Source organism: Nocardiopsis lambiniae (assembly GCF_031845465.1).
Classification (GTDB): Bacteria; Actinomycetota; Actinomycetes; order Streptosporangiales; family Streptosporangiaceae; genus Nocardiopsis; species Nocardiopsis lambiniae.
On sequence record NZ_JAVREP010000016.1, the window covers coordinates 105,757 to 117,354 of the forward strand.

The following is an 11,598-nucleotide window of genomic DNA, read 5'->3' on the forward strand; positions in this document are numbered from 1 at the left end:
CCGGAGGGTGTCCGGTCGCGAGGCACCGAGTGCGTCTGGGTCGTCAGGCTTCCCGTGGTCGTGTGAGAACGATGTCACTCAAAGTGTGATCAGGTCAACATAGAAACACGGAAGAAACCCCCCAAAAAGCCACATGAATGGTGTATACGGCCACTCTCCACCCGGGCATTGCACCCTCAGGGACCGCGCTCGTAACGTGGACGCGACATCGGGTACATCCGGCGGACGAGAAGGCGGCCATGGAACGACGATGGTGGCGCGACGCGGTGCTCTACCAGGTCTATCCGCGCAGTTTCGCGGACGGCGACGGGGACGGGGTCGGCGACCTGGCGGGACTCGTCGACCGGCTGGGGCACATCGCGGACCTGGGTGCGGACGGGGTCTGGCTGTCGCCGTTCTACACCTCGCCCTGGGCCGACGGGGGGTACGACGTCAGCGACTTCCGGAACGTGGACCCCCGGCTGGGTGACCTGGCCGGGTTCGACGCCGTGGTCACCGAGGCGCACCGGCTCGGCCTCAAGGTGATGGTGGACATCGTGCCCAACCACACCTCGGAGGAGCACCCGTGGTTCCGGGCCGCCCTGGCCTCCGCCGACGCGCCCGAGCGCGACCTGTACGTCTTCCGCCCCGGCCGGGGGCCCGACGGCGCGCTGCCGCCGACCAACTGGCGCTCGACCTTCGGCGGACCGGCGTGGACCCGGGTGCCCGACGGTCGGTGGTACCTGCACGTGTTCGCCCCCGAGCAGCCGGATCTGAACTGGGATCATCCGCGGGTCCGCGAGGAGTTCCGCGACATCCTGCGGTTCTGGAGCCGGCGCGGGGTGGACGGATTCCGCATCGACGTCGCCTACGCCCTGGTCAAGGACCTGGATCCGCTGCGCGACCTGGTGCTGGTGGAGGGCGATCGGTTCGAGGACATCCTGGCCAACCCCGATCACCCGTTCCTGGACCGGCCCGAGGTGCACGACGTCTACCGGGACTGGCGCCGGGTGCTGGCGGAGTTCGATCCGCCGCCCGCGACCGTGGGCGAGGTGTGGCTGCCGGGCGACCGGCGCGTGCTGTACACCCGGCCGGACGAACTGGACCAGGCGTTCAACTTCGACTTCCTGCGCACGCCGTGGGACGCGGACGCCTACCGGAAGGTCATCGACTCCTCACTCGCCGACGCCCGCGCGGTGGGCACCGTGCCCACGTGGGTGGTGGGCAACCACGACGTGGTGCGCCCGGTGTCGTCCTTGGGGCTGCCCCCGGGCACCGATCACCGGACCTGGCTCCTGGGGGACGGTCGCGACCCGGCCCCGGACCTCGTCCTGGGCACGCGCCGGGCACGGGCGCTGGCCCTGTTGGAGTTCGCCCTGCCGGGCTCGGCCTACATCCACCAGGGCGAGGAGCTGGGCCTTCCGGAGGTCGCCGATCTACCCCGCGAGGCCCTGGAGGACCCGCGCTGGGTGCGCGGCGGCGGCACCGACAAGGGCCGGGACGGCTGCCGGGTGCCGCTCCCGTGGACCGAGGGGGGCACCTCCTTCGGGTTCGGCGTGAACGGGTCGTGGCTGCCCCAGCCCGCCGACTGGGGGCGGTACTCCGTGACCGCCCAGGAACGGGACCCGGACTCGACACTGCACCTGTACCGGCGGGCCCTGGGACTGCGTCGCGGGTTCGCCTCCGACGAGGGCCTCGTCTGGGACGACACGTCGGACCAGGGCCCGGTTCTGGCCTTCTGGCGGGGATCGGAGACCCTGGTCCTGGTCAACACGGGCCCCGAACCGGTGGAGCTGCCCGAGGGGAGGGTCCTGCTCGCCAGCGGCCCGGTCGGGGACCGTCTGCCGGGTGACACCGCCGTGTGGTTGCGCCGCTGACCACCCCGAGGGGGCGGACATCGCGATGGGGGGCGTCGCCTCACCGGTCCCGGGCCGCGGCGCGGTCGGCCTCGATGAGGGTGCGGGCCGCGTCGCGGGCCACGTCGGCGGCGGCCGGGGAGCCGGAGATGGCGGCGGCGGTCTGCGCGCCCTCGGCGAGCAGCACCAGTTGCGCGGCCAGCCCGGGAGAACCGCCGATCCGACCGACCAGGTCGTCGACGTAGCGCTGGAAGGACTCCTTCTGTGCGCGCACCGCGTCCGCCACCCGGGAGGAGCCGGGGCCGAGTTCGCCGTAGGCGTTGATGAAGGCGCAGCCCCGGAAGTCGTCCTCACGGAACCAGGCGGCGAGGAAGTCGAAGACGGCCAGCAACCGGCCGGTGGGGTCGGCGGCGGTCTCCGCGGCCCGCGCGATGCCCGAGTCCCAGCTCCGCGACCGGTGATCGAGCACGGCGAGGACGAGGTCCTCCTTGGACGGGAACAGCTTGTAGATGCGCTTGAGGGGGAAACCGGACCGCTCGCGCACCGCGTCCATCCCGATCGAGTTGACCCCGTGGGCGTAGAAGAGGGCGTCGGCCGCGACCACGATCCTCTCCCGGGCCTGCACGTCATCGATCACTTCGAGCCCCTCCTTGCAATGAGAACGATCGTTCTCTATAGTAGCCGACACGAGGGAGAACGACCGTTCTCTACAGTGGGAAAGGCGAGATCATGGCGTTCATCAAGGTCGGCACGGAGAACAGCACGGACATCGAGCTCTACTACGAGGACCACGGCCAGGGGCAGCCGGTCGTCCTCATCCACGGCTATCCGCTCAACGGCGCCAGCTGGGAACTCCAGGCGCGCGAGCTGATCAAGGCCGGCAAGCGCGTGATCACCTACGACCGGCGCGGCTTCGGCGGCTCCTCCAAGGTCGGCGAGGGGTACGACTACGACACCTTCGCCGCCGACCTGAACACCCTGCTGGAGACCCTGGACCTGCGCGACGTGATCCTCGTCGGCTTCTCCATGGGCACCGGCGAACTCGCCCGGTACGTCAAGAACCACGGCCACGAGCGCGTCGCGAAACTGGCCTTCCTGGCCTCGCTGGAGCCGTTCCTCCTCCAGACCGACGACAACCCGACCGGGGTACCGCAGGAGGTCTTCGACGGCATCGCCGACGCCGCGTACACCGACCGGTACGCCTGGTTCACGGATTTCTACAAGAACTTCTACAACCTGGACGAGAACCTGGGCACCCGGATCAGCCAGGAGGTCGTGACCGCCAACTGGAACACGGCCGTCGGCAGCGCCCCCGTGGCGGCCTACGCCGTGGTGCCGACCTGGATCGAGGACTTCCGCGCGGACGTCGCGGCCGTCCGTGAGGCGGGCAAGCCCATCCTGATCCTGCACGGGACCGCCGACAACATCCTGCCGATCGACGCCACCGCGCGCCCGTTCCACGAGGCCGTGCCCGAGGCCGAGTACGTCGAGATCGAGGGCGCTCCCCACGGTCTGCTGTGGACGCACGCCGCCGAGGTCAACGAGGCGCTGGTCCCCTTCGTCACCAAGTGACCCGGGAGGGATGAACGAGACCCGGCCCCCGACGGGGGCCGGGCCGGTTCGATGACGGACCGGGGCCGGACGGGCGCGCGTCGCCCGGCCCCGGCCCGTTCAGGAGGCGCCGTGGGGCCGCGGGACGTCCAGGACCCAGGTGAGGCCGAAACGGTCCCTGACCATGCCGTAGGCCCGCGCCCACGGGGACTCCGCGAAGGGCTGTACGACGGTGCCGCCCTCGCCCAACCCCTTCCAGTAGGCGGTGACCTCCTCCACCGAGTCGCCGCGCACCGACACGAAGTAGGCGTTCTCCCCCCGGTTCCACGGGGTGTGTCCGGGCACGTCGTAGGCCATCAGGTGGAAGCCGGCGGCGGAGACCACCTGCCCCCACATCACCTGCTCCGCCTCGGACTCGTCGGTGACGTTGTGTGCGTCCCCGTAGGTGATGACGGCGACGTCCCCGCCGAAGACGCCCTGATAGAAGTCCAGCGCCGCACGGGCGTCCCCCCGGAAGTTCGCGTGGACCACGGTATTGACGGACATGTCCGACTCCTCGTACTCGATCGTTCCCATGGCGGATCACCGTGTTCGGCGACCCGCCGTCCCATGGACACGATCGCCGGGGAAGAGGCCAGGGTGTGGCCTCTTCCCCGGACAGAATGGGGACATGCAGAAGACCTCCGTGCGGCTGCTGACGCTGCTCTCGCTCCTCCAGGCACGTCGGGACTGGCCGGGGGCGCTCCTGGCCGAACGGCTGGACGTCAGCCCGCGCACCGTGCGCCGTGACATCGACCGGCTGCGCGAGCTCGGCTATCCCGTCGCGACCGTCAAGGGCCCCGACGGCGGCTACCGGCTCGACGCGGGCGCCGACCTGCCCCCGCTGCTGTTCGACGACGGGCAGGCCGTCGCCCTGGCCGTGGCGCTCCGCCTGGCCGCCACCTCCGCAGCGGGCGCCGGCATCGCCGAGGACGCGACGCGCGCCCTGAACACCGTCCGGCAGTTCATGCCCGCACGGTTGCGCCGCCGGATCGACACCCTGGAGGTCGCGGCGGTCGAGACCTCGGGCCCCCGACCGGACACACCGGTCGACGGCGGCGTCCTCACGACGCTGGGCGCCGCCGTGCACGCACGCGAGGTGCTGCGCTTCGACCACACCTCACCGGAGCGAGAACGCGGTGACGACCCCCTCGGTCCCCCACCACGGCGGGTGGAGCCCCACCACCTGGTCACCAGGGGAGGGCGCTGGTACCTGCTCGCCTGGGACCTGGACCGGGACGACTGGCGGACCTTCCGCGCGGACCGTATCGCCCCGCGCACGCCCACCGGACCGCGGTTCACCCCCCGCGAGCCTCCGGGAGGGGACGCGGGTGCCTTCGTCGCCGCCCGGTTCGGTGGATCCGACGGCCCCGGCGGTCCCCCCTGTCGAGGAGAGGTGATCCTCGGCCTGCCCGCCACCACCGTGTCCGCGTACACCCGCGACGGTGTCGTCGAGGAACTGGGGCCCGACCGGTGCAGGCTCGTCCTGGGCTCGTGGTCGTGGGTCGCACTGGCCGCCGACCTCGGCCGGTTCGACGCCGACATCGAGGTCGTCGGCCCGGACGCGCTCAAGGACGCCTTCGCCCTCCTCGCCGAGCGGTACGCCGAGGCGGCGGTCCCGGACCGGGGGGAGGACCGGCGGCCTCGCCGCCCGTGACCGGGGAGTCACCCGCCCACGTCCTTGTGCCGTCATCGGTAACCACCTAGTCTGGTTACATGATGAGCACACCGACCACGGGTCAGTGGCTGGACGCCCCCGACGGGCGGCGCTGGTGGTTCGACTCCGGCGCGCTCGCGTTCGACTTCGCCTACACCGGCGGGTTCGAGGGCCCACCCGAGTGGGAGCACTGGCACGGTCCGGCCGACGTGGAGCGGTGGTGGCGGGAGCGGTTCGAGGCGGCGGTACCGGTCGACGGGACGGCGTACCGGGACGCACGCGAGCTGCGTGACGCGATCGCCCGAGCCGTGATGGCGGTCGCACGCGACCTGCCGCTCCCGGACGAGGCCGCCGCCGTGATCGACCGGTACGCCGCGATGCCCGACCTGCCGCCACAGCTCGGTGCGCGCGTGGAGCCCACGTCCGACCGGCTGCTCGCCGTCATCGGGCGCGACGCGGTGACCTCGCTCGGCCGCCCCGACCGCGTCCGCATCTGCGCCGCCGACGACTGCGCCCTCATGTACCTGGACACCTCGCGCGCGGGATCGCGCACCTGGTGCTCGATGCGCCGGTGCGGCAACCGCCACAAGATCCGACGGCTGCGCGAACGCCGCGCCGCCGCGAACCCCGAGGAGAACTGACATGTCGGAGATCACCCACCTGAACCCGGCCGCGCTCCACACCCACCCCGCGTTCTCGCAGGGGGTCCGCGTCGACGGCGGATCCCTGATCGTCGTCGGCGGGCAGAACGGCACCGACGCCACCGGCGCGGTCGTCTCCGACGACCTCGGTGAGCAGACGGCGCAGGCGTTGCGCAACGTGCTCGCGGTGCTCGCCGAGGCGGGGGCCGACCAGACCGGTGTCGCCAAGCTGACCGTCCACCTGAAGGCGGGCGGTGACGTGACCGCCGGATACCGGGCCGCCGCCGAGGTGTGGGGGCCGCACCCGACCGCGATCACCGTGCTCCAGGTCGCGGGGTTCGCCCGCCCCGAGGTCCTCGTGGAGATCGAGGCCCTCGCCGTCGCGCCGTGAAGCGCCCGCGCTCCTTCGGCGCTTTTCTCACGGGTCCTTCAACCGGCTCTGGTCCCGCCATCACCCTGTTCACCGAGCATCGGGGGAACGGAAAAAGATCAGGACACCATCCGGGGGACCCATGACCGACGGCACTTCAACCGCACACCGTGGCCGCAGGGCCACGAAGGTGACGATGCTGGCCGCGGCGGTGGCCGCCGCCGTAGGGCTGGCCGGCTGCACGGCCACCGGCACGGCGGCCGACTCCGTGGCCACGGCCGAGACGACGGGTTCCGAGAGCCGGACCGGCAACGCAAACACCGCCGAGGTGGTGGCCGCCGCCGAGGCCTTCCTGGACACGCTCTCCGAGGAGCAGCGGGAGTCGGTGCTCTACGACTACGACGACGAGGCCAAGACGACCGGGTGGTCCAACTTCCCGGCGTCGATGGTCGAGCGCAACGGCATCGCGTTGAAGGACCTCACCGAGGAGCAGCGGGAGGCCGCGCTGGCGGTCATGGAAGCGGCGCTGAGCGAGCAGGGCTACGAGGAACTGCTCGCCATCCAGGCGGCCGACGGCTACCTGAACGAGAACCAGGGCGGAACCGGGGAGGAGGGCTCGGAGGAGGAAGAGGACGGGACCGCCCCGGCCGAGGAGGACGGACGGCAGGGCGAACCGCCCTCACAGCCGCCCGGCGGCGACGGGCAGGCGCCCCGGGAGGGTGGGGGCGGACAGGCGCCGCAGGACGGCGGGCCGGGACAGCTCGAATTCGGCGAGGAGGAGTACTACCTGTCGTTCTTCGGTGAGCCCGACGAGACCGAGTCCTTCATGGTCCAGTACGGCGGGCACCACGTCGCCTACAACATCACCTACTCCGGTGACGACGTGACGCTGTCACCGAGCCTGACCGGCACCGAGCCGATGGAGTTCGAGTACGAGGGGGAGTCCTACGCCCCGCTGGAGGACAAGCGCGACGCCGCGCTGGGCGCGGTCGCGGCCCTGGACGAGGAGCGGCTGGCCGAGGCCGAGATCGACAGCGGGACCGAGGACCTGCTCTTGGGCCCGGGTTCCGACGGCCCCTTCCCCGAGGAGGAGGGGGTCCTGGTGAGCGACCTGGGCCAGGAGCAGCAGGACCGGGTGACCGCGATGCTCCGCGCCTGGGTCGGCGACCTGGACGAGGAGGCCGCGGACGCGCTGATCGAGCGGTACGTGTCCGAGTACGACGAGACCCGCCTGTCGTGGAGCGGTTCCATCGACGCCGACGACGTGGACACCTACATCCGTCTGGACGGGCCCTCGGCGTGGATCGAGTTCTCCAACCAGCCCGGGGTGGAGACCTCCGAGGTGCACCAGCACACGATGTTCCGGGACCAGAACGCCGACTACGGCTGGGAGGAGTGACCTCTCGGCGAGAAATCGGAGGACGGCGCCGGTCGGGACGTGTTCCCGGCCGGCGCCGTCGCGTCGCGGTGATCGGGGTTCAGTCGCCGTGGCGGTAGTCACGGTCGGGATCGCCCAGGAGAGGGGCACCGGCGGCGCGCTGGTCGGCGATGACCCTGCCCTGACGCAGGACCGCGTCGCGTTCGGCGGGGGTGAGGTCGTCCGGCATGCGCGGCGTCGGGTCGGTGGTCACAGCGCTTCCAAGGGGCTGCGCCAGACGAGCGGGAGCGGGTGCGGTCGCGTCCGGCGGTGACCGCGACCCGGGTGGCGCGTCCGTGGGTGGCGGCGTAGACGGCGTGCCCTTCGAGGGTCGGCCCCAGGTAGCGCAAGGGCACGTGGTGGACGCTCGCCCACACCCCCAACGCCTGGATCGAGGAGAGGCGGCGGATGTCGCAGACCCGGTTCAATTTGAACTGGTCCCCGATGGTTGGACCGGCTAATTGAAGGTCAGGCCGCCAGGGCCTGAGCCCGGTACTGCACGGGAAAGGCCGCGAAGCCCGGTGGCCTCATGAGGTCAGGTCGGGTGTCGCGGACAGGTGTGAGGGGCAAGCAGACGAGAGACGACAGCGTTGCCCATCCCCGGAGACACGACGATGCACACCGGCGGTCCCCCTCCCCCGAACTTCCACAAGTCCAGCTACAGCGCGACCGCGAACGACTGTGTCGAGGTCGCGGACCTTCCGTCCGCCGTTGCCGTGCGTGACTCACAGAATCCGGGGCTCGGTCACCTGGAGGTCCCCGCCGCCGAATGGACCGCGCTCCTACTGGCGGCCTCTCAGCCCTGACCGAGGCTGACGACCCTCGAACATCCCCCACCGGCGCCGCCCCCGACCACCTCGGGGGCGGCGCCGAAAAAACGACGGCCCCGGGGTCCGTGCCCAGGATCGCCATCTCCTCCACCTCGGGAAATCAGCGGCGCACGACCTCGCGCACCTCACCGAAGCAGGACCCGACCCCCCGACGTGCGGGACCGGGCAGCGCGGACGGGTCGGCGCCGAAGAGGGGATACCCCGAGGAACCCCGGTGTGGCCGCCGGCCCCGGTCTGGAACGACCCGCGCCCGACCACCGCCGTGCGCACGCGGAGCGATACCGCCACGACCCGCCCCGGCACGGGCCGGGTGACACGCGAGCGTCGTCGGTACCCGCCTCTGCGCCGTCCGGACCCTCCCAGGGCGAGAACCCCGTTGCGACCGGGGACTTGCGCCCTCACTATTCATTGCTACTATGTACCAGTAGTCAACACTATTGAGTAGCCGGAAGAGGTGTTCCGTGGGCAGGCAGATGACGGAGATGCTCAAGGGCACGTTGGAGGGCATCGTCCTGGCGATCCTGGCCGTGCGGTCCGCGTACGGCTACGAGATCACGGCGTGGCTGCGGGAGCAGGGGTTCTCCGACATCGCGGAGGGCACGGTCTACGCGCTGCTCCTCAGGGTCGAAAAGCGCGGCCTGGTCGACGTGGAGAAGGTCCCGTCGGAGAAGGGGCCGCCGCGCAAGGTGTACTCCCTCAACGCACAGGGACGGGAGTACCTCGACGAGTTCTGGAGCACGTGGAGCTTCCTCTCCCAACGACTGGAACAGCTCCGCGAAGGAGACGGGTGAGGGTGCCGAGAAGGCCCGCTCCACCACCAACGTGATCGGTCGGCGTGCGAGGCGCACGCCGACCGACTTCCCGGGCAGCACCACCGGGCCGCCGAACGCGCGGCCGTCGAAAGAGAAGAAGGAGAGATCCGATGACATCGTTCATCGAGAAGATCGTCGGTGACTTCGGTGACAAGCGCCGCTGGCGCGAGCACAAGGCGCGCGTCAAGGCGCTTCCCGCGAGTTACCGCACGACGGCCGAAGCGCTGGAGCGGTACCTGATGTACTTCGGCTCGATCGTCAAGGGCGACGTCCTCATGTCGATGCTGGAGGAGCTCGCGGACCTGTTCGAGCAGGCCGCGGCGGACGGTACCCCGATCCGCGCGGTCGTCGGAGAGGACCCGGTGGAGTTCGCGGAGATGTTCCTCGCGAACTACTCGGACGGCCAGTGGATCAAGAAGGAACGCGACCGGTTGGTCGAAGCCGTGGCGCGCGCCGAGGAAGAAGAGGGGAACCGCTCATGACGGCGCGCTCGACCGCCGGCCCGGCGATCCGGGTACGGGGCCTGGAGAAGTCCTACAAGGACCTGAGTGTGCTGCGGGGTGTGGACTTCGACGTGGACCGGGGCGGCGTCTTCGCCCTGCTCGGCTCGAACGGAGCGGGCAAGACCACGGTGGTGAAGATCCTGTCCACCCTGCTCAAGGCCGACGCGGGCACGGCCGGCGTCAACGGCTTCGACGTCGCCGCACAGCCGGCGAAGGTGCGCGACTCCATCAGCCTCACCGGACAGTTCGCGGCCGTGGACGAGATCCTCACCGGCCGGGAGAACCTCGTGCTCGTCGCCAGGCTGCGCCACCTCCGGGACCCGGGCGCGGTCGCCGACGACCTGCTCGCCCGCTTCTCGCTCACCGACGCGGGCGGGCGGAAGGTGGCGACGTACTCCGGCGGCATGCGTCGCCGCCTGGACATCGCGATGAGCCTGATCGGCGACCCGCCGATCATCTTCCTGGACGAGCCCACCACCGGGCTGGACCCCCAGGCGCGCATCGAGGTGTGGCGGACCGTCAAGGAACTCACCGAGAACGGCACCACCGTGCTGCTCACCACCCAGTACCTGGACGAGGCCGAACAGCTCGCCGACCGGATCGCGATCCTCCACCGGGGCCGCATCATCGTCGACGGCACCCTCGACGAACTCAAGCGGCTGCTGCCCCCCGCCACCGTCGAGTACGTCGAGAAGCAGCCCTCCCTCGAAGACGTCTTCCTCGCTCTGGTCGGCGACGACGGCACGGACAAGGAACGGTCATGACCACACACTTCCTCAGTGACACCACCACCCTGCTGGGGCGCTCCCTGCGCCACGTCTCGCGCAGCCCGGACACCATCGTCACGACCGCGGTCATGCCGATCGCCATGATGCTGATGTTCGTCTACGTCTTCGGCGGCGCGATCGACACCGGCTCGGAGTCGTATGTGAACTACATGCTGCCCGGCATCCTGCTCATCACGATCGCCTCGGGCATCGCCTACACCGCGTTCCGGCTGTTCCAGGACATGCAGGGCGGGATCTTCGAGCGGTTCCAGTCCATGCCCATCGCCCGGTCGGGCGTGCTGTGGGCACACGTGCTGACCTCGCTGGTCGCCAACCTGGTCTCGCTCGCGATCGTGACGGGCGTCGCGCTCCTCATGGGGTTCCGCACCGGCGCGGGGCTGACGGCCTGGCTCTCGGTCATCGGCATCCTGTTCCTGTTCACCCTGGCGCTGACCTGGATCGCCGTGATCCCGGGTCTGACCGCCAAGACCGTGGACGGCGCGAGCGCGTTCTCCTACCCGCTCATCTTCCTGCCGTTCCTCAGCTCGGCGTTCGTGCCCACCGACACGATGCCCGGCCCGGTGCGGTGGTTCGCCGAACACCAGCCGGTGACCTCCATCGTCAACACGATCCGCGACCTGTTCGCCGAGCAGCCGGTCGGCGACGACATCTGGATCGCGCCGGCCTGGTGCGTGGGCATCCTCGTCGTGGCCTACGGCTTCGCGATGAACACCTACCGCCGCCAGATCTCCTGAGACGGGTCGGGGACACGGGCGAGACCGCCACGCAGGCGCCCCCGATGGACGCGGCCCCGCCGCAGGCGTCACCTTCGAAGGACTCAGAGGTCTCCCCCGCCAGGAACAGGCGAAGCCGTCCCGTCGAGGCAGAAGCCCCCACCCACCCCACCGACACACACCACCCCCACCACAGGCGGTCACCCCAAAAAGTTCCGGGGCCCCCGGGTGAACACGAAGAACGCCCCCGCGAACAGGCGAAGCCGTCCCGTCGAGGCAGAAGCCCCTCTCACCGCACCGCCACACACCACCCCCGCCACAGGGGGTCACCTCGGGGGGTTCGGGGGGTCTCCCCCCGGTGGACATGACGAAGACGACCCTGCGAGGCGGCCGAAGGCCCCCGAGCAGGGTCGTCCCGAGTCGAGTGGAGCTATGGGGATTC

General features: G+C 70.7%; 13 protein-coding genes and 1 pseudogene. 11 read left to right on the plus strand and 3 right to left on the minus strand.

Translation table 11 applies throughout. From position 1 onward, the window contains the following. Positions 1 to 239 precede the first annotated feature (239 nt). Complete coding sequence (locus RM479_RS21055) at positions 240 to 1,856, plus strand: glycoside hydrolase family 13 protein (protein WP_311513494.1); 1,617 nt, start codon at positions 240 to 242, stop codon at positions 1,854 to 1,856. Positions 1,857 to 1,896: 40 nt separating this feature from the next. Here RM479_RS21055 and RM479_RS21060 read toward each other — a convergent pair whose 3' ends face one another. Next, on the minus strand, positions 1,897 to 2,472 hold the full coding sequence (locus RM479_RS21060) for a TetR/AcrR family transcriptional regulator (protein WP_311513495.1): 576 nt from the start codon (positions 2,470 to 2,472) through the stop codon (positions 1,897 to 1,899). A 92-nt stretch (positions 2,473 to 2,564) separates the two neighbouring features. Here RM479_RS21060 and RM479_RS21065 point away from each other — a divergent pair, with 92 nt between their 5' ends. Then, positions 2,565 to 3,407, plus strand: coding sequence for an alpha/beta fold hydrolase (locus RM479_RS21065; RefSeq protein WP_274810348.1), 843 nt, complete (start codon positions 2,565 to 2,567; stop codon positions 3,405 to 3,407). 99 nt (positions 3,408 to 3,506) lie between these two features. On the opposite strand, the gene RM479_RS21070 is transcribed toward RM479_RS21065, so the two are convergent. Further along, positions 3,507 to 3,962, minus strand: a complete 456-nt coding sequence (locus tag RM479_RS21070; protein ID WP_311513496.1) for a VOC family protein — start codon at positions 3,960 to 3,962, stop codon at positions 3,507 to 3,509. A 94-nt stretch (positions 3,963 to 4,056) separates the two neighbouring features. On the opposite strand from RM479_RS21070, the gene RM479_RS21075 reads away from it, so the two are divergent. The 4 genes and pseudogenes from RM479_RS21075 to RM479_RS21090 form a co-directional block, all read left to right on the plus strand. Further along, complete coding sequence (locus RM479_RS21075) at positions 4,057 to 5,082, plus strand: helix-turn-helix transcriptional regulator (RefSeq protein ID WP_311513497.1); 1,026 nt, start codon at positions 4,057 to 4,059, stop codon at positions 5,080 to 5,082. Positions 5,083 to 5,141: 59 nt separating this feature from the next. Beyond that, complete coding sequence (locus tag RM479_RS21080) at positions 5,142 to 5,723, plus strand: CGNR zinc finger domain-containing protein (RefSeq protein WP_311513498.1); 582 nt, start codon at positions 5,142 to 5,144, stop codon at positions 5,721 to 5,723. A gap of 1 nt (position 5,724) precedes the next feature. Continuing rightward, on the plus strand, positions 5,725 to 6,114 hold the full coding sequence (locus tag RM479_RS21085) for a RidA family protein (RefSeq protein WP_311513499.1): 390 nt from the start codon (positions 5,725 to 5,727) through the stop codon (positions 6,112 to 6,114). 304 nt (positions 6,115 to 6,418) lie between these two features. Next, positions 6,419 to 7,492 (plus strand): annotated as a pseudogene (locus tag RM479_RS21090) (DUF3500 domain-containing protein); the annotation flags it as partial. Positions 7,493 to 7,571: 79 nt separating this feature from the next. On the opposite strand, the gene RM479_RS21095 reads toward RM479_RS21090, so the two are convergent. Further along, complete coding sequence (locus RM479_RS21095) at positions 7,572 to 7,724, minus strand: hypothetical protein (protein ID WP_311513501.1); 153 nt, start codon at positions 7,722 to 7,724, stop codon at positions 7,572 to 7,574. Positions 7,725 to 8,124: 400 nt separating this feature from the next. Between RM479_RS21095 and RM479_RS21100 the strand changes: the two genes are divergently transcribed. From RM479_RS21100 to RM479_RS21120, 5 genes are all read left to right on the plus strand, one after another. Continuing rightward, a complete protein-coding gene (locus RM479_RS21100; protein WP_311513511.1) occupies positions 8,125 to 8,316 on the plus strand; it encodes a DUF397 domain-containing protein in 192 nt (63 codons plus the stop codon). 485 nt (positions 8,317 to 8,801) lie between these two features. Then, positions 8,802 to 9,131 carry a PadR family transcriptional regulator gene (locus RM479_RS21105; protein WP_274810357.1) on the plus strand — a complete coding sequence of 110 codons (330 nt, stop codon included), beginning with the start codon at positions 8,802 to 8,804 and terminating at the stop codon, positions 9,129 to 9,131. 131 nt (positions 9,132 to 9,262) lie between these two features. After that, positions 9,263 to 9,634 (plus strand): DUF1048 domain-containing protein, encoded by a 372-nt coding sequence (locus RM479_RS21110; RefSeq protein WP_311513502.1) that lies wholly within the window; start codon positions 9,263 to 9,265, stop codon positions 9,632 to 9,634. Continuing rightward, on the plus strand, positions 9,631 to 10,419 hold the full coding sequence (locus RM479_RS21115) for an ABC transporter ATP-binding protein (RefSeq protein WP_311513503.1): 789 nt from the start codon (positions 9,631 to 9,633) through the stop codon (positions 10,417 to 10,419). Before RM479_RS21110 ends, RM479_RS21115 begins: the two co-directional genes overlap by 4 nt. Then, positions 10,416 to 11,177: an ABC transporter permease gene (locus tag RM479_RS21120; protein WP_311513504.1), complete on the plus strand. Its 762-nt coding sequence runs from the start codon at positions 10,416 to 10,418 to the stop codon at positions 11,175 to 11,177. Before RM479_RS21115 ends, RM479_RS21120 begins: the two co-directional genes overlap by 4 nt. Positions 11,178 to 11,598: the final 421 nt, after the last annotated feature.

What these genes read in the sequence shown, in the direction of transcription:
- RM479_RS21080 (WP_311513498.1), top strand. Translation starts at nt 5,142, where the DNA reads ATGATGAGCACACCGACCACGGGTCAGTGGCTGGACGCCCCCGACGGG.
- RM479_RS21110 (WP_311513502.1), top strand. Translation starts at nt 9,263, where the DNA reads ATGACATCGTTCATCGAGAAGATCGTCGGTGACTTCGGTGACAAGCGC.
- RM479_RS21065 (WP_274810348.1), top strand. Translation starts at nt 2,565, where the DNA reads ATGGCGTTCATCAAGGTCGGCACGGAGAACAGCACGGACATCGAGCTC.
- RM479_RS21100 (WP_311513511.1), top strand. Translation starts at nt 8,125, where the DNA reads ATGCACACCGGCGGTCCCCCTCCCCCGAACTTCCACAAGTCCAGCTAC.
- RM479_RS21075 (WP_311513497.1), top strand. Translation starts at nt 4,057, where the DNA reads ATGCAGAAGACCTCCGTGCGGCTGCTGACGCTGCTCTCGCTCCTCCAG.
- RM479_RS21120 (WP_311513504.1), top strand. Translation starts at nt 10,416, where the DNA reads ATGACCACACACTTCCTCAGTGACACCACCACCCTGCTGGGGCGCTCC.
- RM479_RS21055 (WP_311513494.1), top strand. Translation starts at nt 240, where the DNA reads ATGGAACGACGATGGTGGCGCGACGCGGTGCTCTACCAGGTCTATCCG.
- RM479_RS21070 (WP_311513496.1), bottom strand. Translation starts at nt 3,962, where the DNA reads ATGGGAACGATCGAGTACGAGGAGTCGGACATGTCCGTCAATACCGTG.
- RM479_RS21115 (WP_311513503.1), top strand. Translation starts at nt 9,631, where the DNA reads ATGACGGCGCGCTCGACCGCCGGCCCGGCGATCCGGGTACGGGGCCTG.
- RM479_RS21085 (WP_311513499.1), top strand. Translation starts at nt 5,725, where the DNA reads ATGTCGGAGATCACCCACCTGAACCCGGCCGCGCTCCACACCCACCCC.